Source organism: Streptomyces sp. NPDC001508 (assembly GCF_040298665.1).
Lineage (GTDB): Bacteria > Actinomycetota > Actinomycetes > Streptomycetales > Streptomycetaceae > Streptomyces.
This window is the reverse complement of sequence record NZ_JBEPAP010000081.1, coordinates 1-25,723: the sequence shown is the minus strand read 5'-3', so window position 1 is coordinate 25,723 and position 25,723 is coordinate 1. Positions and strand designations below refer to the sequence as shown.

The following is a 25,723-nucleotide window of genomic DNA, read 5'->3' as shown; positions in this document are numbered from 1 at the left end:
ATGACGGCACGGCGGAACCCGTGTCCGATTCCGGCCGTTGTCAATGCCGCATGAGCTGCTCGTCCGGGCCCGCGGAGGGCATGACCGACCCCCCTTCGACACCGCCGCGCGACCCCTTCAAATCGCCTCCCCAGCATGCTCGCAGGGCCGTTGAGCCCCGCAAAGGGGCCGACCGGCCCCATTCGGCCCGCTACCGGGCGGCAATTCCTTGTGAAGAACTTCACGAACTTTCCCGGCGGCATGTAGCCCACCGCCCCGCCACACCGTCCCCGCCCCGCTCAAACGCCACCCCCACCCGCTCACCGGAGTACACCCGCCGAGCGAAAGGCGCGCGCCACCGACAGGCGATGCCGTCGGGCATCGCTCACGAACGCGACTCCCCGAACCGGGCGCGTGTACACGCGAATGCGTACACTAATCTCATGGCTGAGAACACCGTGACCGTACGGGAAGCCCGCGCGCACCTCGCCGACCACATCAACCGGGCCGAGGAAGGCGTTGCGACCGTCATCACGCGCAACGGCGCTCCGGTGGCGGCTGTGGTCCCGATCGCCGACTTCGAAGCGCTGGAGGAAGCGGCCGACGTCATGCTGGCGCGCGAAGCCGAAGCGGTTCTGGCCGAGGACGGTCCCACGGTGACGATGGCGGAACTGCTGGCAGACCTGTTCACCGAGCAGGACGGCGAGCCGGCGTGAAGTACGCCTTCCGGTTCACCGCGGCGGCACAGTGTCGGCTCCGATCCCTCAGCCGACCCGACGCCATGCGCATCCTGGCCGCGCTGACCGCGCTCGGCGACGATCCGTACCGCGAGGACGCCGACGTCAACAAGCTCACCGGCCCGTCCGGGCTCTACCGGCTCCGGGTCGCAAGCCACCGGGTGGCCTACCAGATCAACGAGGGCGAACTCGTCATCCTCGTCGTCGAGGTCGGCGGCCGGCGGGACGTCTGCCGCAACCTGTAGGCGATCAGACCAAGGACCAGGCGATGCCGTCGAGGTGGGGTTCACCCGCCAAGACGGCGCCCTCGCCCTGTTGGTCCAGCGCACCGACCAGACCGACGCAGAGATCAAGGAGCACGCGAAACGCCTCGACGCCCTCGAACGGTCCCGTTGGCCCCTGCCCTCCCTCGCCGCCCTGGTCAGCGTGGCCGGCCCCGCCCTGTCCCTCTGGCAACTCGGCAAGTAGCAGCACAACGCCCCCCGCACGGCCTTTACGGCCGTGCGGGGGGGGGCGTCTCTGCGTTCTGTGGCCTACGCCGCAGCGACCAGCTCGCGCGCCCGATCCTTGAAGTCCGCGACCAGACGGTTCCCGCCGAAGGGTTCCATGCGGCGCGTGAGGTCCTGCACGGCCTCGACCGCCCTCGAACTCTTCACCTGCCCCGTGAGGCGCAGGGTGCGCATGCCAGCCGCGTACGCCGCGTCGACGTCCTTCCGCTGAAGGTGGGACACGGCAAGCGCCGCTTGCGACATGGCGCCGCGGCGGGCCCGGTTTTGCTTCCGGGCGTGGTCGATGGACCGCCGCGCGTGGTCCTCCGCGGACTTCGCGTCGCCCATGTCCCGGAAGGTGTTCGCGTGCTCGCCATGCAGGTACGCAGGGTCGATGAATGCTGCCCACTCCGCTTCTTCGGCAAGGTCGATCTGCTCGGCCGCTTTCTCCGACTGCACGACTGCGTGAGCCGCTGCCGTCTTGTCGCCGAGAACGGCGAGCGCCCGCGCTTCCAGACACCACAGGTCGGCGAGGCACGCCGCCGAGGTAGCCCTCGACAGGCCCTGTCGTCCGGCCTGTGCGAGGCGCCGGCCCTCGCGCGGGTTGCCCAAGAGGGTGGCCTGATCAGCCATCCCGGCGAGGACGTGCGCGCCGAGCGCCGGATTCCGCGACTCTTCGGCGAGGCGTAGCGACTGGATCAAGTAGCGCTGCGCGATGCTGTGTTCACCGTTGTCGTAGGCCATCCAGCCCAGTAGATACGTCTGTTCGGCCGCGGCCTCGCACAGCGCATGCCGCACCTGCTCGTCATGCGACCGCCGAAGCAGCGGGTAGACGTGCTGGTTCATGTACTCCGCCAGGACCAGGCGCCCGGAACCGCCGCCCTGGAAGATGTCCATCTGTTGGAAGGTCGAGAACATGTTCCGGACGGCCGTCACATCTTCCAGCCGCACGCGCGGCCCCGGATCCGGTTCCTGATCGAGCGTGTTGAGTAGCCAGTCCCGCGAGGGACCAACCCCGGCCACCGCCGCAAACGGCGCGGCTGCAAGGAACTTCCGACGATCCACGTCAGCTCTCCCCAGTTCGGCGACGACTTCCACCGTAGCGGCGAACGACGGGTCGTAGGCGAGGCCGGCGTCGACCGAACTTCCCTCGCCGAGCCCAAGGTCGTACGTCGTCACGCGGAAACCGAAGTGGTCGGAGAACACCGCGGCCAACAGATCCGGGATCGGCGCGCGAGGCGTTCCGCCTTCCAACCAACCCCGTACCCGCGTTGCGTTCGTAGCAATGTTCGGCTGGCCCCACTCCCGCGCCTTGGATTGCACGCGCCGCGCGAGATCCTTCCGGCTGATCCCGGAACGCCCAAGCCAGTACGCAAGAGCCTCATTCGGTGACGTCATCCCCGCACCCTTCACGACTGTGGGTACCGAAAGCGACACCCTTCGACACCCCCCTCGACGGTACCCCGACCCGCGCCACGCGTGTTGCCTAGTCGGATGAACCATCCGGTCCGCGCCCCGGGCCGGGACGGTCAACCCGTAAGGGGAGACACATGATCGATCGACGACGGGCCACCGCGCCCGTCTGCTACGCACCCGCCGACGGTCCCCCGCCGGTACTGCTGCTGGCGGGTGAGGGAGTGTCCGCCGGCATCGCCCGAAAGTTCGTGCGCGATCACTTCCAGTTCGAGTTACCGGACGCGTCGTCTGAGTACATCGACGCGGTTGAGCTTGTGACGTGCGAGTTGGTCACCAACGCCATCCGATACGGCACGGCCGCCGGCGACTTGATGAGAGTCGAAATCGATGTGCAAGACGCCCGCACCCGAGTGGAGGTCGAAGACCCTGTGAGACGCCGTCCCCAGCCGCGTCCCGAGTCGCACGAAAACGAGGGAGGCCGCGGCCTGATCATCCTTGACGCTCTGTGCTCAGACTGGGGAGTCACCGACACGCCATCCGGCAAGAAGGTGTGGGCCAAGGTGACCGCCCAATGACCGCGCCGTACCTCGACGTACCTCCGGGCCCTGGTTTCGTCGCGACCGTCGCTGCCGTAACCGCCATCCACAAGATCAGTGACGGTCTCGCCGTCGCCCAGTTACATCCGTAACGGCGCCCCCGCCGGTCCCTGGCCTGTGCCACGCTGTGGCCAGGCCGGGGGCCGGCCCCTTTGCTTGATCAACGCAGGAGACCGCGGGTGGATCGCATCGAATGGCATGACCTACCAGCAGAAACCCGGGCCGCCGTCGAACGCCACACAGGCCCGATCGGCACCGCTGAGACCGCGCCGCACGGTGTCATGTCCCGGCTCGCCTGCACCATCACCACCCGAACGGGTCAGGCTTTCGTCAAGGGCACCCGCGAGGACGACCCGCAGGCGTGGGTCTACCGACATGAGGCCAAGGTCACACAGTTCGCACCTCACGCGCCCCACGTGCTGTGGGAGGTCGACGCCGGCGGGTGGCAGTTGTACGGCTACACCTACGTCGCGGGCCTATACCCGGACCTGACACCGGGGTCCGACGATCTTGCCGCCCTCGTACACACGCTCACCGTGGTTTCCCAATCACCATGGCCCGAGGGTCTGCGCAAGAAGCCGCTTCACACTCGGTGGGCCGAGTTCCTACCCGAGGAAACCCCGAGCGGGCTGCAAGGCCGAGCACTCGCCCACACGGACATGTCCCCCCACAACATGCTGATGACCGAATCCGGTGAGCTCTTCCTACTGGACTGGGCCCTGTCCTGCCCAGCCCCTGCATGGGCGGACACCGCGCTTACCATCCCCCGACTCATCTCCGCTGGCCACACACCAGAACAGGCCGAGACGATCGCCCAGCAGGTTCCCGCGTACCATGCAGCCGCCCCTGACATCGTCACCACATTCGCACGCACCGTCTACGCCGCGTGGGAAAGCTGGGAACGCACTCGCCCTATGCCCCACAGAGCCGCCCTCACGGCCGCCGCCCGGACCTGGGCTATGCACCGCGAGACCGTGCCATTCCCATAGACAGGCCACGGGAACATTCCCACGCCCGGGCACACTTACTCAGCAATCGGGAGCCCCTTTCCCCCGGCGAAATCCTTTATCCTCTCCAGCCAATCAGGCCATCGCGAACCCGGCTGATTCACGTTCGGCAGCTGCTGCCACAGCTGCATAAATAGCACAGTCGCCATACTCAATGTCTGAACTTCCCTGCGAGCCGCGCCACCGATCGGCGGAATAAATTCCGGCGGTATCCCCTCGATTTCTGCAAGCGCCTCAGCGATCACTTCCTCTTCGTACTGAAGGAAAAGATCATTCGCGAAGACCCCAGGAGTCGCATGAGTCTGCTCGGACCACGCCGAGAACAACAGCTCGTACTGCGGCACCCGCATCGGATCCGGCGACGACTCCGCCAGCGCACGGATCGTCTTCCCGCTCCAGCTTGAGCGCCACCGCACCACACCATCAGCTCGCGGCGGCAACTTAAATTCGGCGCAATGGTTCTCCAGGTAATCCTTAACGCTCAATTCCCACGGAGAGCCTCCCGGGCGCCCTCGCCCCTTCTCGAATTCGATACGTCGAAACTCCGCCAAAAAGAACTGAAGCAGACCGAACCCGGTATAGAGCTTCTGTGCCTCTACGCGATCACCGAACGAACCGAAGTGCTCCATGTTCACAAGCAGCTCAAACAACTGGCGCGCCAACGCCGTAGCATGCTCCCAATGCCCCGCACTGATCAAAAGCCGGGCGGACTTGACGCCGTTGATGCCACGCGCGAGGACGTAACTATCGGAGCGAACGAAGTGATCTTCCGTGTCGGCTACCGCCTCCACAGCTTGTTCAGCGGCAACGATTACCTCATCTACCACGTCGAACAAGGGCCGCATCCTCGCGTCTGGCGTAATGATTGCCCAGTCGGGACGGTTTCCCTCGGCTGCGCCACGCGGCGCGCCATGCTCCTCGCTGGTAGCCATTGCCGAACACTAACGGCCTGCCGAGAACTCGGCAGCCGGTTTTCGCACCCCGGCAATCCAGTGCGCGACAGTACGGTTCCCCCAAGGACCGACGGCCCAGTTCCTCACTGCGAGGAACTGGGCCGTCGTGTACCTAGTCTCGGTGTATCACCGCAGGTCAGTCACCCTTCTTACCCTCTTCGGCCTCTTCTGCCACTTTGAAGGCGATGCCGTCGAGGATGTCGTGTTCGCTGACGACGATCTCGGGGGTGGCGGTGCGGTCCATGATGGTCAGCAGGATCAGGGCGCCCGCGCCGATGACGTCGACGCGGCCCGGGTGCATGGACGGGATCGCGGCCCGCTCCGCGTGCGTGGAGCGCAGCAGCCACCCGGTGATCTCGGCGACCCGGTCGCGGGAGATCCGGGAGTGGTGGATGCGGGCGGAGTCGTACGCGGGCAGTTCCTGCGCGATCGCCGACACGGTGGTCACGGACCCCGCGAGCCCCACGAGCGTGCGCGCCTCGCGCAGCGGCACCGTCTTCTCGGCGAGGTCGAGCGCCGCCTCGATGTCGGCCCGCATGGCGGCGATCTGCGCCTCGGTGGGCGGGTCGCTCACCACGCCGTCGCGCACCAGGTGCCGCTCGGTCATCCGCACACAGCCCACGTCGACGGAGCGCGCCGCGCGCACCCGCTCGTCACCGACCACGAACTCGGTCGAGCCGCCGCCGATGTCCACCACCAGGTAGGGCCGGGCCAGGTCGGTGCGGCCCTTCAGCTCCGCGGTGGCCCCCGTGAAGGAGAACTCCGCCTCCTGGTCCCCGGAGATCACCTCGGGCTCCACGCCCAGGATGTCCAGCACTCCCCGCACGAACTCGTCCCGGTTCTCCGCGTCCCGGGAGGCGGACGTGGCCACGAACCGCAGCCGCTCGGCGCCGTGCTCCTTGATGATCGCCGCGTACTCCCGGCAGGCGGCGAACGTCCGCTCCAGGGCCTCGGGGGCGAGCCGGCCGGTGCGGTCGACGCCCTGGCCGAGCCGCACGATGGTCATCCGCCGGTCCAGTTCGACGAGTTCGCCCGTCGCCCCCGCGCCCGAGGCGCCCTCGGAGACGGCGGCGTCGGCGACAAGCAGCCGGATCGAGTTCGTACCGCAGTCGACGGCGGCCACGCGGGTCACTGGTCGTCCCCCTCCGGGATGTGGTCGGTGTCCTTCGGGGGGACCGTCACGCACGGCCCCTTGCGCCACCACTCGGGCAGCAGGGCGATCGCCTCGTCGCCCAGCGGGTTCACCCCGGGCCCCGCGGCCAGCGCGTGGGCGACCAGGACGTGCAGGCACTTCACCCGGTCCGGCATGCCGCCCGCGCTCGGGAAGCCGGTCAGCTCCTCGATCGCGTCCCGGCGCCGGATGTAGTCCTCGTGCGCGGCGCGGTAGGCGGCGGCCAGCTCGGGGTCGGTGGCCAGGCGGTCCGTCATCTCCTTCATGACGCCGTTCGCCTCCAGGGTGCCGATCGCCGAGGAGGCGCGCGGGCACGTCAGGTAGTACAGCGTCGGGAACGGGGTGCCGTCCGGCAGCCGCGGGGCCGTCTCCACAACGTCCGGCTGCCCGCACGGGCAGCGGTGGGCGATCGCCCGCAGCCCCCGGGGCGGTCGGCCGAGCTGCTGCTCGAAGGCCGCGACGTCCACGTCGGTGGGCTCGGTGCGCGCAGTGCGCGGCGGAGGCGTTTCCATGACTGTGTTCGGGGTGTCTTTCTGTCGGTTCACTGGTCGGAGGCGTCGGATGTGTCGACGCCGTCCCAGACGTTGGCGTACCACGGGCGGTGGGCGGCCCCGTGGTCGGCGCGGGCCTGCTTGGCCGCGTTCGGGTCGATGACGACGTAGCCGGTCTCGCCGGGCATCACATAGTGCAGCCGCTGCCGGATCTGCGCTTGCGCGTACGCGTCGTCCTGCCAGCGCGCCTTGAGGTCGCGCAGTTGCTCGACCCGCTCCTCGGCCTGCCGCTGCTGCCGCTCCAGGTCGGCGATCTCGGACCGCTGGGAGACGTACTGCCGCATCGGGTAGGCGAGCGCCACCACCATCGTGCACAGGACAAGGGCGAGCAGCGCGGCCCGGCCGGTGAGCCGGGAACGGCGGGCCTGGCGACGGGTCTGGGAGCGGTAGACCCGGGCCGCCGTCTGCTCCCCGAGCAGCCGCAGCCTGGTCGCGGTGGAGAACCGGTCCCGGTCCTTCGCGGCCATCTCCCGCCTCCCCTTGCCTGCGTGCGTCATACGCGCGTACGTCCCCGGACACGGTACGGGACCGGGTACGGGGACGTACGTACGACTGGCTGAGCCCTGGCCCTTACCGGATCAGCCCTTGAAACGGGGGAACGCGCTGCGGCCCGCGTACACCGCGGCGTCGTCGAGGATCTCCTCGATGCGCAGCAGTTGGTTGTACTTGGCGACGCGCTCGGAGCGGGCCGGGGCGCCGGTCTTGATCTGGCCGCAGTTGGTGGCGACGGCCAGGTCGGCGATGGTGACGTCCTCGGTCTCGCCGGAGCGGTGGGACATCATGCACTTGAAGCCGTTGCGCTGGGCCAGCTCGACGGCGTCCAGGGTCTCGGTCAGGGAGCCGATCTGGTTGACCTTGACCAGCAGGGCGTTGGCGCTGCCCTCCTCGATGCCGCGGGCCAGCCGCTCGGGGTTGGTGACGAACAGGTCGTCGCCGACGAGCTGGACCTTGTCGCCGAGCTTGTCCGTGATGACCTTCCAGCCGGCCCAGTCGTCCTCGAACAGCGGGTCCTCGATGGAGACGAGCGGGTAGGCCGCGACCAGCTCCTCGTAGTACTCCGTCATCTCGGCGGCGGAGCGCTCCTTGCCCTCGAAGACGTACTTGCCCTCCTTGTAGAACTCGGAGGCGGCGACGTCGAGCGCCAGGGCGATCTGCTCGCCGGGCACGTAGCCGGCCTGCTTGATCGCTTCGAGGATGAGGTCGAGGGCATCGCGGTTGGAGCCCAGGTTCGGGGCGAAGCCGCCCTCGTCGCCGAGGCCGGTGGACAGGCCCTTGGACTTCAGGACGGACTTGAGGGTGTGGTAGACCTCGGCGCCCCAGCGCAGGGCCTCGGAGAAGGACTCCGCGCCGATCGGGGCGATCATGAACTCCTGGATGTCCACGTTGGAGTCGGCGTGCGAGCCGCCGTTCAGGATGTTCATCATCGGCACCGGCAGCAGGTGCGCGTTCGGGCCGCCCAGGTAGCGGAAGAGGGGGAGGTCGCTGGCCTCGGAGGCGGCGTGGGCGACGGCGAGGGAGACGCCCAGGATGGCGTTGGCGCCGAGCGAGCCCTTGTTGTCGGTGGCGTCCAGGTCGAACATGGCCTGATCGATCAGACGCTGCTCGGTGGCGTCGTAGCCGACCAGCTCCGGGCCGATCTGCTCGATGACGGCGAGGACGGCCTTCTCGACGCCCTTGCCCTGGTAGCGGTTGGGGTCACCGTCACGCAGTTCGATGGCCTCGAAGGCGCCGGTGGAGGCGCCGGACGGGACGGCGGCACGACCCGTGCTGCCGTCGTCGAGGCCGACCTCGACCTCGACCGTGGGATTGCCTCGGGAGTCCAGGATTTCCCGGGCTACGACGACGTCGATGGACGGCACGAGCATCTCCTTCTTGGAATGTGACGCTGGAAGTGCGGGGCTGTGCGCCTTGCGACTAGAGCCTAACCGGACCGGGGCCCCCGGCCGGTCGCCGACCGCCCCGTGGACGGGGTGACGACAGGCTGACGGTACACATTGTTTCCAACCGGAACAAAGCGCGGTGCGAAAACCGTGGGCCGCAGCAGACGGAGACGACGCGACGGAAGACCCGGAGAGACAGGGAGAGGACGAGAAGAAGAAGCTGCCGCGGACGACCAGCCGGAGACCGAGGCGCCTCAGACGCGGGACGGGAGGCGGGGGCGGGGCCGGGGGCCGCTGGGGCGGCTGGGGCGCTGGGGCGGCTGGAGCAAGGGGAGCGACGGGGAGGGGACGGCGGGTGAGAGGGCTGCCGGTGAGGGGGCTGCGGGCGAGAGGGCTGCGGGCGAGAGGGCTGCCGGTGAGGGGGCTGCGGGCGAGAGGGCTGCCGGTGAGGGGGCTGCGGGTGAGAGGGCTGCCGGTGAGGGGGCTGCGGGTGAGGGGGCTGCGGGTGAGGGGGCTGCGGTGAGCGTGGGGGGCCGGCAGGTCTCCACGGCCGCCGCCCGCGCCCATGCCGTCCGCCTGGTCACCGCGGTGTGGAAAGGCCCCGCCCCGGCGCGTACGGGGGAAGACGCGCCGGGGCGGGGGGTCCGTGGGGACGGGGGCGGCCCCGGGGCGCCCTCCACGGTGGAGGGCGCCGCTGTGCGGGGGCTGTGGCCGGACTGTCGGCCGGCTGTCACTTCAGGTGCAGCAGCTGACCCGGGTAGATGAGGTCGGCGTTCTCGACGATGTCCTGGTTCAGCCGGAACAGCTTCTGCCAGCCGCCCTTGACGCCGTGCCGCTCGGCGATCGAGCTGAGGGTGTCGCCCTTGACGACCTTGTACTCGCCGTCACCCTTCTTGACCTTCTCGCCGGTCGGGGTGGTGACCGTCTTGTCCGCGGCCGGACGGTCGGCGGAACGGGAGGCGGACTGCCGCTCGGTGGAACGGTCGGTGCCGGCGTTCGAAGAATTCGAAGAACCAGTACCGGCACCGGAACCGGTGTTCGACGAGCCGGCGCCGGAGCCGGCGTTCGACGAGCCGGCGCCCGTGGTGGTGTTCGAGGAGCCGGTGTTGCCGCCGGACGCGGAGCCGCCGCCGTTGTAGGCGGCGCCGGACAGGCCCTTGCCGCAGACCGGCCAGGCACCCTTGCCCTGGCCCGCGAGGACCTTCTCGGCGATCGCTATCTGCTGCGACTTGCTGGCCCTGTCGGCGGTGCCCGCGTACTGCGTGCCGCCGTACGCGGCCCAGGTGGAGGCCGAGAACTGCAGGCCGCCGTAGTAGCCGTTGCCGGTGTTGATGGACCAGTTGCCGCCGGACTCGCACTGGGCGACGGTGTCCCACTCGGAGGCGCTGGCGGCGGAGGCGTTGCCGGCCGCCATCAGCGGGGCGGCGACGGCGGCGCCGGTGACACCGGCGAGCGCCACGACACGGGTGACCTTGGACGACTGACGGTGCTTGCCCTTGCCGAAGAACAGCATGGATGGATCCCCTCACCGACGCCTGCGAGGTGAGCTGTCGGGTTCGGGCCGGTTGAGTTGCCCGGCCACGTCTCCGTGTGGAGGCGTGGCTTCACCCCGAGCCGCTTCGGTCAACCGACCGGCGCGGCACTTACCTTGGGTCCCCCGCTCCTGCCTACGGCGCTTGACGCGACGACTGTTCCCGTACGGCCGCTGGCAGGACTCGGCGTTGCGGCAGCCGGGGCTCGCGGTGGCGAGCGGTCATGACCGTAGGCACGCGATCGCCGGAATTTCAAAGACGATCAGGGCTTCTGAGACTCATCCCACACTTTCAACAAACCGGACATGACGCATGAAACGGGACGTCAGCTCCCGCTACTTTTCGCCCGTTTCGACCCCGACATCCAGGGCCTGACCGGGGGCGATGTGGTTCGGGTCGGCACCGATGGCCTTCTCGTTGACGGCGTAGAGCGCACGCCAGCCGCCGTCCACGTCAAGGGAGTCGGCGATGGAGGCGAGGGTGTCGCCTACGCGGACGGTGTAGGCGTGCCGCCCGGAGGGGTCTGACCCCGGGTCAGCCGTCCCGCTCGCCCCGTTCTCGTCCGCACTGTCGCCCCGGTGGCGACCACCCCCGAGGGATCCGGTGTCGACCAGGCTCCAGGAGCCTCCGCTGCGCCAGGAGTTGTCCGAGTCCGCGGACTCGGGGTCCTCGGTGGGCGAGTCGTCCTTGGGCGAGGCGCCGGGCTCGGACGAGGCCGACCCGCCGGGCTCGGTGGAATCCGTACGACCGTCCGTCACATCGCGGCTCGCGCTCGCGCTCACGCTCGGGCTCGGGCTCGGGCTCGCGCTCGACGAGGGCGAGGTGGACGGCGAGGTCTCCGTGCCGGAAGCCGCGGGGTCGGAGGGCGAGGACGAGTCGGTCGAGCCGGATGATTCAGATACTTCCGGCGAATCGGTGGAATCCAGCGATTTCTGTGTGTCTGACGGGCCGGCGGACTTCGTGGAGCCCGTCGAGCCGGACGAACCGCCGTCCGTGACGCCGGTGTCGACGCCGACGGAGCCCGACTTCGAGGTGAGCCCGGAGAGCAGGGCACAGGTCGCCCACGGGGTGGTGCCCCGGTCGGCGAGGATCTTCTCGGCCACGGCTATCTGCTGCGAACGGCTGGCCTGGTCCGGGGTCGTCGCATACTCAAGACCGCCGTGTCCGTCCCAGTCCTGCTGCGAGATCTGCAGCCCGCCGAAGTATCCGTTGCCGGTGCTGGCACTCCATGAACCGCCGCTCTCGCACTCGGCGACCCGGTCCCAGGTGGTGCCGTCGGCGGCGCTCGCGCCGGTGGCGCCGAGCAGCGGGATGGCGATCGCGGAGCCGGTCACTCCGGCCGCGACGACGAAGGCCGGAGCCTGACGGGGGCGCCGGTGACGACCGTTCCCGGAGAGCATGCGGAAGCCTTTCGCGCGACAGCACTGACCGGCGCGGCGGCCACACCGGGACACCGCACCGATGGGTGAACGTAGCGGCACACGATCACCTGTCACAAGTTCATGCCGCGCAGATCACATGAAGATCACAAACTTGAGGGTCTGTCATCTTCCGTCGGGGCAAGGGGCTCCGGAATCTCCCATTCCGGCCTCTTGCCGGACGGGCGTGAACTCTACGGGCAAAGTACGCAGTCCACGCATGATGAGCCCGCCGCGCCACCGCAGATCGGCAGGTTCCACCGCAAGTCGCAGGTCGGGGAGGCGGGTGAGGAGGGCGGCGAGGGCGGACCTGCCCTCCAGCCGGGCGAGCGGCGCGCCGAGGCAGTAGTGGATGCCGTGGCCGTAGCCGAGGTGCTGATTGTCACGTCGGCCGAGATCGAGCACGTCCGGGTCGGCGAACCGCTCCGGATCCCGGTCCGCCGCGGCGAGGACGACGAGAACGGGGTCGCCCGGCGCGATCCGCTGCCCGCCGATGCTGACCGGCTCGGTGGCGAACCGCCAGGTGGCCAGCTCGACCGGGCCGTCGTAGCGCAGCAGCTCCTCGACGCCGCTCGCCAGCAGGTCCCGTTCCCCGGCCGCGAGGGACTGTTGCAGGCGGCGCCGCTGCTCGGGGTGGGTGAGCAGCGCGTACATGCCGTTGCCGATGAGGTTGACGGTCGTCTCGAACCCGGCGAACAGCAGGATGAAGGCCATCGCGGCGGCCTCGTTCTCGGTCAGGTGCTCGCCGTGGTCGGAGGCGCGGATGAGCCCGGAGATGAGGTCCTCGCCGGGGGCGGGCTCGCCGGGCAGCGCCGCGCGCTTACGGTGGATCAGCTCGGCCAGATAGCCGCGCATCTTCTTCACCGACCGGGCCACGCCGCCCCGCGGCCCGCCGCCGTGCCGGATCATCATCCCCGCCCAGTCCCGGAAGTCGTCCTGGTCCTCACGCGGGACGCCGAGCAGGTCGCAGATGGCGTAGATGGGCAGCGGGAAGGCGAACTCGTGGATGAGGTCGGCTGAGCCCCGGTCCGCGAACCCGTCGATGAGCCGGTCGGTGAGCTGCTGCACGCGCGGGGCGAACTCGGCGACCCGCCGTGGTGTGAACGCCTTGCTGACCAGCCGGCGCAGCCGGGTGTGGTCCGGCGGGTCGATGTTCAGCAGATGCGTCATCAGCTCGGCCTTGCGCTCCCCCGGGATGCCGGTCCTGCCGCGGGCGTGCTCGGGCTCGTCGTGGTGCGCCGGGTTCTTCGACAGCCGCGGATCGGCCAGGGCCTGCTTGGCGTCGGCGTAACGGGTGACCAGCCAGGCCTCGACCCCGCTCGGCAGCTCCGTCCGGCGCACCGGGGCGTGCTCGCGCAGCCAGGCGTAGGCCGGGTAGGGGTCTGCGGCGAACTCCCAGGTGAAAAGGTCGGGCGCGGCGGGGGCGGGCTTCGGGGGGTGGGGCTGGTCGGTCACTCCCCGACCGTATCGGGCGGCGAGGGGTGGGCCAGGCTCCGGTCCCGCCAGTACCGGGCGCGGACCTCGTAGATCACGGCGAGCTGCCGGGCCGCCTCCACCACGCCCCGCCGCGCCGCCACCTCCAGGTACGGGATCGCCTCGCCGTCCTCGCCGCGGCGCAGCAGCAGTGTCGCCAGCCGCAGCGCCGCACGGTCGTGCCCGAGGTCCGCGGCCCGCCGGTACCAGCCCTCCCGCTCCTCACCCTCGGTCAGCGACGCGAACCGCATCATCACCGGGACGTCGCCGCCCTCGACCCGCGCACGCAGCGCGGCCTTCGCCGCGTCCAAAACGGCCGCCCGGTCGACCTCCCGGTCGCCCAGCAGCGTCCACCACACCCCGTCCGGAACGGGCGGCAGGTCCCCCGCCCGCAGCGCCTCCGCGACGAGCGCCCCGTACGCCCGCCAGGTGCCGCTGGTCTCCCCCTCCACGAGCAGCCCCGATATCCCGAACATCGGCGCCGTGGCCCAGGCCAGCGCGGCCTCCAACGGTTCCCGTTCCACCCCCTCGGCCGGATAGCAGCCCGCCGCCCGCAGCAGCAGTTCCACCGACACGGCCTCCGTGACACCGCATCGCGCCAGGTCGACGGCCACCCGGACCAGCAGCCGCCCGCGCGGATGCTCGGCCTGTGTACCGGCGCGCTGCCACTCGTCGAACAGCAGGTGCCCGATCGCGAAGTAGGAGGCGGCGCCCTCCCGCCCGCTCCACATATAGGCCGGGTAGGCACGCGGGTCGTCGGTGTGCCCGGCCAGCCGCGCCAGCTCGGACTCGCTCCACTCGCGGGCCAGCGGGACCGTGCGCGCCCGCGTCAGCACGCTCTCGCCGGGCCCGGTCCCGGACCTGCGCCGGTAGTACTCCTCCGGCTCCATCGTGCCGAGCACCACCACGCCCCGGTGGGCGAAGCGTCCCAGCAGCCGCCGGTCCAGTCCGCTCCGGCCGCCGAGGTGGTCGCCGAGTTCATCGAGCCACAGGACCCGCTTGCCCGCGTCGCCCTTCGGCCCGGTGGGCAGCGCGCGCAGGTCCTCGTGCGGATCGGGGGCGTAGAGCAGATACCCCTGCTCCGCCAGCGACCGCACGGCGTTCCACGCGGTGTACGACTTGCCGACGGACCGCTCGCCCAGGACCACCACCAGCCCGCCGCCCTCCAGCAGCAGGTCCCGCAGCTGTCCGTCGCAGTCCCGGGGGACGTACGGCGGTACTTCCGGCAGCCCTGGGACGAGCCGGGTCGGCTGCACCCCGAACTCCACGGGGTCCACCTCGTCCACGGGGCTCCACTGCACCGGCGTGGGCATCGGCACGACCGGATAGTGGCGGTGCTGCACGCCGATCACATCGGCGTGGAAGGTGGCGTCGCGGAAGTCGACGTGGTCGGCGAGCGGGGCGGGAGCGGGGGCGTCGACACCTGCGGGCGCGGGGGCCGCGGGCGGCGCCGGGTGGGGGTGGTCGTGGCGGAGGGCGTCCAAGGGGGCGGGTGCCTGGCCGGCACGTTCGGAGCGGATGTCGCCGATGAGGAAGTCGGCTGCGGCACGGGCGTCGACGGCGAGGGGGTTGGTGGCATGAGTGTCGGCGGCACGGGCGTCTGTGGCGCGGGCATCGGCGGCGCGGGCGTCGGTGGAGTTGGAGGCGCTGGAAAGGGGCGCGCTGAAAAGGGAGTTGCTTCGGGCGTCGGGGTCGGTGCCGTAGGGGTCGGCGTCTGCCGGACTGTCGGAGTCGGGGCTGTTGGAGCCGGGGATGTTGGAGCGGGCGCTGTCGGAGCGGGCGCTGTCGGAGCCGGGGATGTCGGAGCCGGGGATGTCGGAATCGGTGTACGGAGAGTCGGGACGGGGGGAGTTGGGGTGCGGGGAGTCGGGACGCGGAGAGTTGGGGTACGGAGAGTCGGGATGCGGGGAGTTGGGGTGCGAGGGCGCGGTGTGTGGGGAGTCGGGGTAGGGCGGGAACCATCGTTCGGGGGCGTCCGTGGGGCGGCCGGTGGTCCTCATCCGGTCGACGAACTGCCGGTATGCCTCCGGGCTCTGCTCCCGCAGCGCGAGCAGATAGCTGCGCATCGACTCCGGACTCGCGTACCCGGGGAACCGTAACTCCCGCTGTGCGGCGGGCATCTCCTGGAGCTTGCCCACGAGCCACTCCAACTCCCGCTCCATGCAACGCCCCCACGCATAGCGGCCACCCGTGTGACCCACGGTACTAGCGGTCTGTCCGCCGGGCGGTCCCCGAGCCGGTCCTGGCCGGTCCCCCGCTGGCCGAGCGATGCCTGCGATACCTAGGCGTCCACCCCCTCCGTCGTACGCACCGCGTCCCGGTAGGCCCGGGCCGCCGCCCGCAGTGCCGCTTCGGGGTCGACGCCCTCCGCCTCGGCCCGCGCCGCCAGCGCCAGCAGTTCGTAGCCGATGCCCTCGCCCCGCGGCAGCGGCACCTCCAGCCCGGCCGTACGCACGCGGGAGGCGAGCTTGGCGGCGAGGGCGAGCCCGGGCTGGCCGAGCGGGACGCCGTCGGTCACGGAGGCGCGCCGCTTCTCCTCCGCCTTCGTGCGCAGCCAGTGTTCCTTGACGTCCTCCGGGGTCTCGGCGGTCTCGTCGCCGAAGACATGCGGGTGCCGGTGGATCAGCTTGGCGACGATGCCGCCGGCCACGTCGTCGATGGAGAACGGTGCGTCGGCGTCCTCCTCGGCGATGCGGGAGTGGAAGACGACCTGGAGCAGGACGTCGCCCAGTTCCTCCCTGAGTTCGTCGCGGTCGCCGGCCTCGATCGCCTCGACGAGTTCGTACGCCTCCTCGATGCCGTACTTCGCCAGGCCCTGGTGGGTCTGGCGGGACGACCAGGGGCACTCGGCGCGGATGCGGTCCATGACCTGGACGAGGTCGAGGAGCCGGGCGCCCGGCAGGTCGTAGGAGGCGGGGAGCAGTTCCAGCGCGGGCATCCGGACGCGGCCGGAGCCGGCGAGGCGGGCCAGTCCGTCGGTGAGGGCCGGTTCGCCCTCACCGGTCGCCACGACCACCACCGTGTGCCCGCCGGCGCAGGCGTCGACCAGTTCCGGGGCGCTCGGGGACGCCTCCTGAACGGATATGCCGGCCTCCCGCAGATAGGGCAGCTGCGGATGCGCGCCGTCCGCGCACAGCACCCGGTCGGCGGCGCGCAGCGCCTGCCAGGCGGGCCAGGACAGCAGGCCGGGCGCGACGCGGTGGCTGGTGGTGAGCAGGACGACGCGGCCCGGGGCGGCGTCCGGGCCCGGTTCCGGTGCGGCGGATTCGAGGCTGGTGGTGTTCACGCATCGAACGTAACGCACACCCGCCGACCGCCCCGTGAGTTGTCCACAGGCAGGGTCGGCCGATGCGATCGTATGACCGCCACGGGCGGATCTCGGCCCAAGCCGTCACCGGCGGCCCGGGCCCAAGCGACCCAGATCGTCACCGGCGACCGGCCCAAGCGACCCGCATTGTCACCAGCGACCGGCCCAAGCGACCCGCATTGTCACCAGCGACCGGCCCAAGCAACCCGCGTCGTCACCGGCGCCCGGCCCAAGCGACCCGCGTCGTCAACCGCGGCCCGACTCAGACGCCCCAGACCGTCACCCGCGGCCCAGCCCACCTGCGCTGCGGCCCAGCACACCTGCGCTGCGAGCGGGCCCGGCCCTGACCTGCGGTGTCAGGCCACGCGGGCCTTCACCGGCTGTCGGCTCGTACCCGCGGTGTCAGGCCGTCTGCTGCGGGGTGCCGCTCGCCGTGATCTCCCGCACCCATGGTGTCTTCGCGTCGACGCGGCTGCTCTTCTCCACGTTCCAGGTGCCATAGCGCGGGTTGAGGTCGATCCGCAGTTCCGCGGAGGCGGCGGACATGACCTTCCAGAAGGCGGGCGCCGAGGTGTCGGTGCCGAGCTTCTGGGCGAGCTTCTGGGCCTCCAGCTGGATCCGGAGGTTGTCGTCGAGCCGGTCCGGTGCGACCCCGTACCGCTGGAGCCACGTCGTCTCCAGCACCTTCGCGCCGCCCGCCTGCTGCTCCAGGCCGGTGCGCATCTGCTGGAGTTCCTTGCGGCTCACGGTGACGCCCTCGTCCTGCGCGGCCCGGTGCAGCACCCGGTCGAGGACCATGTTGTGCAGGGTGTCGCGGGTGAGGCTGCTGGTGGAGGCGAGGACCTGCTGGTACTGGCTCTCGTCCGGCACCGCCGCCCGCTGCGCCCGGCGTACCTCGTTCACCCGGTCCTCCAGCTGGGCGACCGTGATCCGCTGACCGCCCACGACGGCCGCCGCGCCGGGATGCGCCTCGCTTCCACAGGCGGTGAGCAGGGGTGCCGCGGCGGCGATCGCGGCGGACAGGACGAGCGCGGTGCGACGGCGGCGGTGCAAGGAAGCCTCCCGAGGAGATTGTGCGACGGTGCACAAGGTCTTGCGGTGATCGATGGTAGGCAGTGGGCAGCCTCTGGCCAACCCATCGGACCAACGATTCACCTGCTCTTCGGGCACCGGCCCGTCCCCGCGCGGCGATGTCAGCCGACGATGGCCACCGGTGCGTCCCAGGCGTCCCGGTCCACGGTGATCGTGTAGCCGTTCCGCGTCTCCTTGCTGTTCACCATGTACTGGTGGCCGCGGCTGTGGTCGGTGTACTGGGTCGGGCCCCACGGCCAGTCCGTGGTCGTGGTGTTCTTCTTGTCCCACAGCGCGTACCAGAGGTTGCCCGGCAGGTCCGTCTTGTCCGTCGCGGTGGCGATCGCCTTCGCGCTGGAACTGGTGAAGCCGTACATGCCGCCGCGGTACGTCTTGCCGCGCAGCGTCTTCGTGAAGGAGCGCACATATGTCAGGACGGCGTTGTTGCACGCCTTGTTCGTGACGTCGTACGCCTCCATGTCCAGGTAGATCGGGCTGCCGGCCTTCATGCCGAGCGCGGCGGCCTTGGCCACGGCGTCGGCGGCGTCGTGCGCGCCGAGGGAGGCGGCGGTGGTGGCCGTGATCTTCTCCGGGCTGGAACCGGTCTGGCAGGGCGGCTGGGCGCCGACGTAGATCGGGATGAGCTTCCAGCCGACGGCCTTGACGGACTTGACCCAGGAGGCGGTCAGGTTGGGCTGGTTGCAGCCGCGGTTCTTGCCGCCCACGTAGACGGCGGCGGCCCCGTAGAAGCCGGTGTGCCAGGCCTTCATCGCGGCCAGCGAGGGCGCGGCGCAGGTGTCGAAGGCGCGGCCGGTGTACGTCTTCTGCGCGGGCCAGGTGGTGGCGGCCATGGAGGTCTGCGCGGCGATGCCCGCGCCGGCCGCGATGACGGCGCCCGCCGCAGCCCACGTGATGTATCTGCGCTTCTTGGACTGCCGATGGCTGGACATGAAGACCCCACCCCTGATCGCTCGGTGCCCGCGACGGCCCGCCGGCCGGCACACGCTGTCCGGCACCCGCCGTGCACGCGCTGTCCGGCGCGCACTGCCTGGCACGCACTGACTGGCAAAAACGAACCGCAACCTATCCGGCCGCGTCCCCGCCTTCGGAAAACTCCGCCCCCAGAAGATCACAAGATTCCCACAGGAGTCGGCAAAGACTAGCCGCGCACCTGTCCCAGCCACTGCAGGCTCCGCCTGACCTCGGCGGCCAGCGGGTGGCCGGGGCCGTGCACCCGCTCCACGTCGATCAGCAGCCGCGCGAGCGTGTCGTGGGCGGCGGGCCGGTCGCCGAGCGCGAGCAGCAGATGACCGATGCGGCGCCGCACGTCGTGGCCGAGCCGCGGGTCACCGGACACGTACTGGTTCTCGTAGTACGGCAGCAGCGCACGGTACTCGGCGAGCGCCGCCGCCGCATCGCCGAGTTGTTCCAGGCACTGGGCGGCCTCGTAGCGGAAGCGCAGGGACTGCGGATCGGACGGGCCGGCCTCGGCGGCGCGCTCGTCGGCCAGGCGGCGCAGTTCGGGCAGCGCGCGCCGGTACTGGCCGTCGTCCATCAGCGTGGCCGCGTACTGCTTGCGCAGCGTGCGCACGACCGGGGAATGCTCGCCGTGCTGCTCGGCGGCGGCCGGCAGGATCGCGCCGAGGATGTCGACGGCCTGGGTGATGCGTCCCTCGCCGAGCAGCCGCTTGACCTCGTCGACCGCGGCGGCGACATCGGTTCTGCCGGGGACGGCCGGCACCGGGGCGGGCGAGGACACGGGCGTGCGCGCGACGTCCGGCCAGGGGGCGTGCGGGCGCAGGAAAGGGCGCGTGGGATCCAGCGGTTGCCCGGTCGGTGTGCCCCGCCCGGGCAGGAGCGGCGCCAGGTGCTCGTACACCTCCTGCGCGGATCCGGGACGGTGCTGCGGGTCCTTGGCGAGCAGGCGCAGCACCAGCGCCTCCAGGGGCTCGGGCACCTCGGGGCGGATCCGGCGCACGGGCAGCGGCGGCTCGTACAGGTGCCGGTGCAGCACACCGAGCGCCGTAGAACCCACGAACGGCACGTCGCCGCTGAGCAGTTCATGCAGCAGCACACCGAGCGCGTACAGGTCGGTGTACGGGCCGACGGCACCGCCCATCGCCTGCTCGGGCGCCATGTAGGCGGGCGAACCGATCGGCGAGCCCGTGTGGGTCAGACGCGTGGTGTCCGTGTCCATCACGGAGGCGACGCCGAGGTCGAGGACGGTGACCGTGCCGTCCTGCTTCACCATCACGTTGCGCGGCTTCAGATCCCGGTGGACGATCGGCACCGCGTGCACGGCGCTCAGCACGGCGCACAGCTGCGCGGCGACCGCGACCGCCCCCTGCCACGGATACGGATCGTGCTCGGCGAGGTGGTCGGACAGGTCGGCGCCGTCCACGTACTGCATGACGAGGAACAACTCCTCGCCCTCGCTGCCCGCGTCGTGCACGGTCACCAGGCCGGGGTGGTCGACCTGCGCGGTCACCCGGCACTCGCGTACGAACCGGCGGCGCAGTTCGTCGGCCTCCTGTCCGGCCACCTTGTCGGGGCGCAGCAGCTTCACCGCCACGCGCCGGTCAAGCCGCTGGTCGTACGCCGTCCAGACCTGGCCCATGCCGCCCTGCCCGATCAGCGTGGACAGTTCGTAGCGCCCGGCGACGACGCGTCCCGTCGCCACGCTCACCTTCCGCCCTCGCGGTCGCCGCCGTTGTCGTCGTTGCCGCCCGTGGGCTGCCCGTCGTGCCTGCGCAGATAGTCGCTCAGCTCGTCGAGTTCGGCGCGCACCTGGTCGATGCGCGCGGGCGCCGGACGCGCGGGCGGCGCGGGTATCGGCGGCTGCGGCACCGGCGGGCGGGCAGCGGGCGCGCGCGGTATGGGCGTGTGAGGTGCGCGCGCGGGCGGTACGGGCGCGTGCGGTACCGGCGTGTGCCGTACGGGCGCGTGCGGCGTCGCGGGCTGCGGCACCGCGGGCTGCGGCACGATCGGTACGGTCGTCCCGGTGAACGGCGGCTGCCCGTAGCCGTACGCCGGTGTCCGCGGCCCGCTGTGGGCGTCCTGGAGTCGCTGGAAGTGGCGTATGTCCGCGACCAGGTAGTACGCGGTCGAGGCCACGAGCGTGAAGAGAAGCACGGTGAGACCCAGATAGCCACCGGCGGTGTGGATCTCGTCGCCCGGCTCGCTGCCCAGCAGCACCACGCTGAGCACGTCGGCCACCAGGACCGCCACGAGCAGGCCCCAGTCCAGTGCCCTGCGGGTCACGGCGGCCAGGCGCAGCATCATCGCCCAGCTCAGAAAGCCCATGCTGGCGAAGGTGAGCCCCACGAACAGCACGCGCAGGAAGACCAGCACCGCGGGGTGCGGCGGCTGCTTCACCGGCTGTGTGTCGCCGTGGCCTTGCATGGCTGCTCCTGTGGTGCCTGAAATGGGCGTACCTGCCTACCGGCACGGTCCGCCGCGCGGGCGACGCCGGTCGGGCGATGTCGCTTCGAGCATATGGCCCACCGGGGACAAGCGGTCCAACGATGTGGACAGGGAGCTACCGAACCGTTGTCGACCCGCAGCGCCCGCGCCCGCCCGCACCGCACCGCTCCGCGGACACGGCGGGCCGGAACAGAGCCGGGGACGGTGCGCGGCATATCGGGATATCCAGTACCGCCGGGCTCAGTCGGGCGCCACCGTGCCGTCGGTCAGGCCGTCGTACATCCCGCGCACCAGTTGTTCGCCGAGCCGGCCCGCGCGCCCGAGCGCCCGCTCGAACTCGTCGAGGGCGCGGAAACGCGCCCCGAAGCGCCGCTGTTCGTCGAGCGGGAGCCGCGGCAGGTGCAGGCGGCGCACGTCGAGGCGGGTGGCGGTGGAGGCGTAGCTGCTGGCCTGCCGGTTGTTGGCGGTGCCGCGCAGGAAGCCGGCGAGGAACCACGGGTCCAGCGCCGCGGGATCGGGGCGCAGCAGCACGAGGTTGCGGCCCAGCGCGGCGCCGGCCGTCGCGTCGTCGATCACACGGGCCACCGAGCCGCCGCCGAGCACCGGGACGACGACATCGCCCGGCTCGGTCAGCACGGCTTCCTCGTCGCTCTCCGGGAGCGTCCCGGAAGGCACAGTTCCGGCAAGGACGTCATGGTCGGTGAGGACGGGCACACGCGTGTGGCCGCCGTTTCCGCCCGTGCGCATCAACAGGGCTGCGCCGCGCGCGAGTTCGCCGATCGTCGTCAGCGGCCAGCGCACCGGCCGCGCGGGGTCGGCGGGCGGCGGGGTGAGCCCGGCGGCCAAGCGCAGTGTCTCGCCCAGCCGCTCCCGTACGGCCGTGAGCTGCTCCGCGCCGTCGGCCGCGGCGGGCGGCGGGAGGTGCCGGGCCGGGGCGAGGTCGACATCGTCGTCGAGCAGTTCGATCACCGGCACGGAACGCGCGAGCCCCGGCCGTTCGTCGAGCCGCCCCGCGCGTTCGAAGGCACGCCAGGCGTCCAGGACGGCGTCCCGCACCGCCTGCCAGTCCGGCCCGCCCCGCCCCTGCGCGGCGAACCGCCCGGTGTCCACGAGCAGCGCCTCGGGCTGCGCGACGGCCCGGTCGGGGCGGCGCAACACCCAGATGTGCAAGGGGATGTTGTACGGCGGCGCCGCCCCGACCGGCAGCGCGACGACGGCCCGCAGCGCACCGCGCCGCAGCAGGTCGGCGCGGATCCGGCGGCCGGAGCGGCGGGATGCCGCGGCGGGCGGCATGAGCAGCACGGCGGTGCCGCCGTCCCGCAGCCGGGCGAGCGCGTGCTGCACCCAGGCCAGCTCGGACTCGGTGCGCGCCGGGAAGCCGTACTCCCAGCGGGAGTCGTAGGCGAGTTCGTCGTGGCCCCAGTTGCGCTCGTTGAACGGCGGATGGCACAGGACGGCGTCGGCGCGCAGCCACGGGTACGCGTCGGCGCGCAGGCTGTCGCCGGCGGCGCCGCGGACGGTGGCGCGGGTGTGCAGGGCGAGCCGGAGCGCGGTGAGCGCGGCGAGGTCGGGGGCGCTGTCCTGGGCGTGCGGTTCCTGGTCGGGGCGGGCGGTCACGGCACCCAGCAGGGCGCCGGTGCCGCAGGCCGGATCGAGCACGGTACGGGCGGGGCCCGCGAAATCGGCCATGAGCCGGGCGAGTTCGGCCGGGGTGAGCGTGTACTGGCGCGGGTTGGCGTCCAGGTGCCGCCCCAGCAGGAACTCGAACGTCTGCGGGGCGCCCGCCTCGGCCGCCAGCTCGGCGACACCGCGGAGCAGCGGGGCGGAGGGGAGCAGTTCGGGGCCGGTGGGCGTGTGAACCGCGGGGGCGGTATGTACGGCGGGCTGGGGGTTCACGGCGACCGGAGCGTTCACGGCGGCCCGGGGGTTCCCGGCGGCACGGGCGTTCACAGCAGCCAGGGGGTTTACAGCAGCCCGGAGGTTCACAGCCGACTGCGAGTTCACGGCCGATTGCGAGTTCGCAGTCACCTGAGGGTTCACAGCGGGGCGGCTGTTCACATCGGGCTGCGAGTTCACACCGGGCCGGGCGTTCACAGTAGGCCGGGGGTTCACAGTCGGCCAGGGGTTCACACGGGTCGGGACGTCGGCCGAGGAGCGCGCGTGCGGTGCCGCTCCGCCCGGCGCGCCGAAGCGCGGGGTCAACACCTGCTCCAGCGCGCCGGGTAGTTTCGCGGCCAGGCGCTCGTCGGTGCCGGTGCTCGCGTCCCGCCAGAGGGCAGGCTGTTCATGGATCAGCAGGAGTACGCACCCCGCGTGCACCAGGGCGGTGACCGGGCCCGCGGGGTGTCCGGCGAGCTGTTGCCAGACGCGTTCGCGCAGCGGGACCTCGGCGAGTTTGCCCTGCTTGCGCAGCCATGCCTCGACCTCGGCCAGGGCGAAGGACGGGCTGGTCTCGGTACCGCCGACCGGCTTGGGGAAGTCGGCGTGCCGGCGGCGCCAGTTGCTGACGGCGGCACGGCCGACGCCGGCGAGCCGAGCGATCCCCGCCGCGGTCACTTCCGTCGCGTGGTCCTGCACCCGCCCCACTCCCCTCGTTCGCGTGTGACGCCGAGCATACCCACGTTTACATGATCCACCCCTTCACGCTCGTGTACACATGACTCAATGAGATTCATGTTGACTCGGTTCACAGGCTCTGCTCTTATGTGGGGTGACGAACGGGACCGTGGCCGTCCAGGCCGTCGTCCGCCGTCGTCAGCCCAACTCACTTCACCGAGGAACTCCCATGCGTCGCACCGCACTCGCCGTCCTCTGTCTCGCCGCCGTGAGCGCCGCGGGGCTCACCGGCTGTCAACCGGGTCACGACAAGGCGGACAACAAACCGAAGGAGCCGTTCGCCGGACTGACCGGCGGGGAGATCGCCGACCGGGCGATGAAGGCCACCACGGGTGCCTCGTCGTTGCGGATGACGGGCGACATCGCCGACGACACGTCGGACGGCACCATCCGGATCGACATGGCCCTGGACAAGAAGGGCGAATGCACCGGCACCTTGGGCCTGGGCGGGCAGGGCAAGGCCGAGCTGATCAAGACCGGCGGCACCGTCTACATGAAGTACGACGAGGCGTTCCTGCGCGCCCAGAGCAAGGGCGAGTCCAAGGCCGACACCGACGCGGCCGTGGCGATGCTGGCCGGCAAGTGGACCAAGATGTCCGCGAAGGGCCAGGACGCCAAGGACATCGCCGGCTTCTGCGACCTGGGTTCGGTGCTCTCGGGCGCGGACGACGTCCACTCGGACGCCACCCGCGGGAAGGCGTCCACCGTCGGGGGCACGCCCGCGATCGTCCTGCACGAGAAGGACGGCAAGGACCGCTACACGCTGTACGTCGCCACCGAGGGCGAGCCGTATCTGCTGAAGGTCGACGGCGGGTCCGCGAAGGACGCGGTGCGCCTCACGTTCAGCGACTACGACCGGCCCGTGCCGGCGAAGAAGCCGGCCGGCAAGATCCTCGACCTGGACACGCTCGGCGGCTGAGGGTCAGCGCGCGTGGAAGCGCTCCGGTGCCTTGGTCGGGTTGCCGCCGGAGGGCAGTTTCTGGTTCGGGCAGGCGACGAGGACCTTCTTCATCGCGGCCTGTTCCGAGGCGGTGACCCACAGCCCGTACTTCTTCTTCACGGCGACCTGGGCGGCGACGTACGCGCACCGGTAGGACTTGTCGGGCGGCAGCCAGGTCGCCGTGTCGCCGTCTCCCTTGCCGCGGTTGGTGCTCGCGTCGACGGCGATCAGGTTGAGCGGGTCGTTGGCGAGGGCTATGCGTTTGCCGGCGTCCCAGTATTTGGCGCCCTTCTGCCAGGCGTCCGAGAGGGCGACGATGTGGTCGATGTCCACCTGGCTGCGTCCGCGCCGGTAGGTGATGTCCTTGCCGGAGTACGGATCGGGTTCCAGCAGGCCGTAGGAGACCTTGCAGTCGCCGTCGGTGAACTTCACGTCTTTCAGGTCGCGTTGGAGGATGTCGTCGCGGGTGTCGCAGGAGTTGGAGTCGGTGTCGGCCCAGGCTGTGCCGAACCGGTCGCGGGCGTAACCGGTCTTCGGGGCGCGCCCCTTGACGGTCAGTGACTTTGCGGCGGCCAGGGCCGCGCCCCCGCCGCCCGTGTTCTCGGCCCCGGAGGATCCGTCCGTCTGCAGTTCCGTGCAGCCGGCCACGGCAAGCATCACGACGGCGGCGGTGGCGGCCCCGCCCCTCAGACGCCCCACGGCGCGTCCCCCTTGGGCTCCTCTGCTCCGCCCCGGCCTGGAGCAGATCGTTGCTGGGGACACGGTAACCGCCGACGGGTGGCCGACACAGAGGGCTCAAAGGGGCGTTGGGGGCGAACAGGGCGTATCGCCGGTGGCGCGACGGGCACTTGTGGGTCGACTCACATCCCGCCGACCGCCACCGTCACCCCGGGCAGCCGACCCACACCCCGTCGACCACCGACCTCACGGCCGGGCAGCCGACCCACACCCCGCCGACCACCAACCCCCACCGCCCAGCAGCCGACCCACACCCCGCCGACCACCAACCCCCACCGCCCAGCAGCCGACCCACACCCCGCCGACCACCAACCCCCACCACCGAGCAGCCCACCCACACCCCGCCGACCACCAACCCCCACCACCGAGCAGCCCACCCACACCCCGCCGACCACCAACCCCCACCACCGAGCAGCCCACCCACACC

The 25,723-nt window shown here is 71.1% G+C and carries 23 protein-coding genes and 1 riboswitch; of the genes, 6 read left to right on the top strand and 17 right to left on the bottom strand.

Annotated features, from left to right (window positions below; genetic code table 11):
* The first annotated feature begins 422 nt into the window (after positions 1–422).
* The 3 genes from ABT245_RS41085 to ABT245_RS41075 are packed head-to-tail and all read left to right on the top strand — an operon-like array spanning position 423 to position 1,184.
* Positions 423–695, top strand: a complete 273-nt coding sequence (locus ABT245_RS41085) for a type II toxin-antitoxin system Phd/YefM family antitoxin (protein WP_351744793.1) — start codon at positions 423–425, stop codon at positions 693–695.
* Entirely contained in the window at positions 692–961 is a 270-nt protein-coding gene (locus ABT245_RS41080) for a type II toxin-antitoxin system RelE family toxin (RefSeq protein ID WP_351744790.1), read from the top strand. The genes ABT245_RS41085 and ABT245_RS41080 overlap by 4 nt, the downstream gene beginning before the upstream one ends.
* A gap of 34 nt (positions 962–995) precedes the next feature.
* Complete coding sequence (locus ABT245_RS41075) at positions 996–1,184, top strand: hypothetical protein (protein ID WP_351744788.1); 189 nt, start codon at positions 996–998, stop codon at positions 1,182–1,184.
* A 65-nt stretch (positions 1,185–1,249) separates the two neighbouring features.
* On the opposite strand, the gene ABT245_RS41070 is transcribed toward ABT245_RS41075, so the two are convergent.
* The gene (locus ABT245_RS41070; protein WP_351744785.1) at positions 1,250–2,602 is read right to left on the bottom strand and encodes an NsdA family TPR-like regulatory protein; all 1,353 of its coding nucleotides are present in this window, start codon (positions 2,600–2,602) and stop codon (positions 1,250–1,252) included.
* A gap of 152 nt (positions 2,603–2,754) precedes the next feature.
* On the opposite strand from ABT245_RS41070, the gene ABT245_RS41065 reads away from it, so the two are divergent.
* Positions 2,755–3,195: an ATP-binding protein gene (locus ABT245_RS41065; protein WP_351744783.1), complete on the top strand. Its 441-nt coding sequence runs from the start codon at positions 2,755–2,757 to the stop codon at positions 3,193–3,195.
* Between the two features lie 200 nt (positions 3,196–3,395).
* On the top strand, positions 3,396–4,205 hold the full coding sequence (locus ABT245_RS41060; RefSeq protein ID WP_351744780.1) for a phosphotransferase family protein: 810 nt from the start codon (positions 3,396–3,398) through the stop codon (positions 4,203–4,205).
* A gap of 35 nt (positions 4,206–4,240) precedes the next feature.
* Here the strand turns inward: ABT245_RS41060 and ABT245_RS41055 are convergent, their stop codons facing one another.
* The 15 genes from ABT245_RS41055 to ABT245_RS40985 all read right to left on the bottom strand — a co-directional run bounded on the left by ABT245_RS41055 (position 4,241) and on the right by ABT245_RS40985 (position 23,579).
* Complete coding sequence (locus ABT245_RS41055) at positions 4,241–5,155, bottom strand: DUF5677 domain-containing protein (RefSeq protein WP_351744778.1); 915 nt, start codon at positions 5,153–5,155, stop codon at positions 4,241–4,243.
* Positions 5,156–5,312: 157 nt separating this feature from the next.
* Complete coding sequence (locus ABT245_RS41050) at positions 5,313–6,308, bottom strand: Ppx/GppA phosphatase family protein (RefSeq protein ID WP_351744776.1); 996 nt, start codon at positions 6,306–6,308, stop codon at positions 5,313–5,315.
* Positions 6,305–6,859: a DUF501 domain-containing protein gene (locus ABT245_RS41045; RefSeq protein WP_351744774.1), complete on the bottom strand. Its 555-nt coding sequence runs from the start codon at positions 6,857–6,859 to the stop codon at positions 6,305–6,307. Before ABT245_RS41045 ends, ABT245_RS41050 begins: the two co-directional genes overlap by 4 nt.
* A gap of 29 nt (positions 6,860–6,888) precedes the next feature.
* A complete protein-coding gene (locus ABT245_RS41040; protein WP_351744772.1) occupies positions 6,889–7,365 on the bottom strand; it encodes an FtsB family cell division protein in 477 nt (158 codons plus the stop codon).
* A 111-nt stretch (positions 7,366–7,476) separates the two neighbouring features.
* Entirely contained in the window at positions 7,477–8,763 is a 1,287-nt protein-coding gene (gene eno, locus ABT245_RS41035) for a phosphopyruvate hydratase (RefSeq protein WP_351744770.1), read from the bottom strand.
* A 745-nt stretch (positions 8,764–9,508) separates the two neighbouring features.
* Positions 9,509–10,291 carry a transglycosylase family protein gene (locus ABT245_RS41030; protein ID WP_351744768.1) on the bottom strand — a complete coding sequence of 261 codons (783 nt, stop codon included), beginning with the start codon at positions 10,289–10,291 and terminating at the stop codon, positions 9,509–9,511.
* A 4-nt stretch (positions 10,292–10,295) separates the two neighbouring features.
* Positions 10,296–10,463: riboswitch (cyclic di-AMP (ydaO/yuaA leader) on the bottom strand.
* Between the two features lie 182 nt (positions 10,464–10,645).
* Positions 10,646–11,710 (bottom strand): transglycosylase family protein, encoded by a 1,065-nt coding sequence (locus ABT245_RS41025; RefSeq protein WP_351744766.1) that lies wholly within the window; start codon positions 11,708–11,710, stop codon positions 10,646–10,648.
* Positions 11,711–11,854: 144 nt separating this feature from the next.
* Entirely contained in the window at positions 11,855–13,183 is a 1,329-nt protein-coding gene (locus ABT245_RS41020; protein ID WP_351744764.1) for a cytochrome P450 family protein, read from the bottom strand.
* A complete protein-coding gene (locus tag ABT245_RS41015; protein WP_351744762.1) occupies positions 13,180–15,363 on the bottom strand; it encodes a hypothetical protein in 2,184 nt (727 codons plus the stop codon). The genes ABT245_RS41020 and ABT245_RS41015 overlap by 4 nt, the downstream gene beginning before the upstream one ends.
* 119 nt (positions 15,364–15,482) lie before the next feature.
* The gene (locus tag ABT245_RS41010; RefSeq protein WP_502982295.1) at positions 15,483–16,505 is read right to left on the bottom strand and encodes a nucleoside triphosphate pyrophosphohydrolase; all 1,023 of its coding nucleotides are present in this window, start codon (positions 16,503–16,505) and stop codon (positions 15,483–15,485) included.
* A gap of 405 nt (positions 16,506–16,910) precedes the next feature.
* Positions 16,911–17,561, bottom strand: coding sequence for a SurA N-terminal domain-containing protein (locus ABT245_RS41005; protein WP_351744757.1), 651 nt, complete (start codon positions 17,559–17,561; stop codon positions 16,911–16,913).
* 140 nt (positions 17,562–17,701) lie between these two features.
* Positions 17,702–18,529 carry a glycoside hydrolase domain-containing protein gene (locus tag ABT245_RS41000; RefSeq protein ID WP_351744755.1) on the bottom strand — a complete coding sequence of 276 codons (828 nt, stop codon included), beginning with the start codon at positions 18,527–18,529 and terminating at the stop codon, positions 17,702–17,704.
* A 209-nt stretch (positions 18,530–18,738) separates the two neighbouring features.
* Positions 18,739–20,223: a serine/threonine-protein kinase gene (locus ABT245_RS40995; RefSeq protein ID WP_351744810.1), complete on the bottom strand. Its 1,485-nt coding sequence runs from the start codon at positions 20,221–20,223 to the stop codon at positions 18,739–18,741.
* 38 nt (positions 20,224–20,261) lie between these two features.
* Positions 20,262–20,981 carry a hypothetical protein gene (locus ABT245_RS40990; RefSeq protein WP_351744753.1) on the bottom strand — a complete coding sequence of 240 codons (720 nt, stop codon included), beginning with the start codon at positions 20,979–20,981 and terminating at the stop codon, positions 20,262–20,264.
* A gap of 261 nt (positions 20,982–21,242) precedes the next feature.
* Positions 21,243–23,579: an N-6 DNA methylase gene (locus ABT245_RS40985; RefSeq protein WP_351744750.1), complete on the bottom strand. Its 2,337-nt coding sequence runs from the start codon at positions 23,577–23,579 to the stop codon at positions 21,243–21,245.
* 208 nt (positions 23,580–23,787) lie between these two features.
* Between ABT245_RS40985 and ABT245_RS40980 the strand changes: the two genes are divergently transcribed.
* Entirely contained in the window at positions 23,788–24,537 is a 750-nt protein-coding gene (locus ABT245_RS40980; RefSeq protein WP_351744747.1) for a hypothetical protein, read from the top strand.
* Positions 24,538–24,540: 3 nt separating this feature from the next.
* On the opposite strand, the gene ABT245_RS40975 is transcribed toward ABT245_RS40980, so the two are convergent.
* Positions 24,541–25,257: an HNH endonuclease family protein gene (locus ABT245_RS40975; RefSeq protein WP_351744741.1), complete on the bottom strand. Its 717-nt coding sequence runs from the start codon at positions 25,255–25,257 to the stop codon at positions 24,541–24,543.
* Positions 25,258–25,723: the final 466 nt, after the last annotated feature.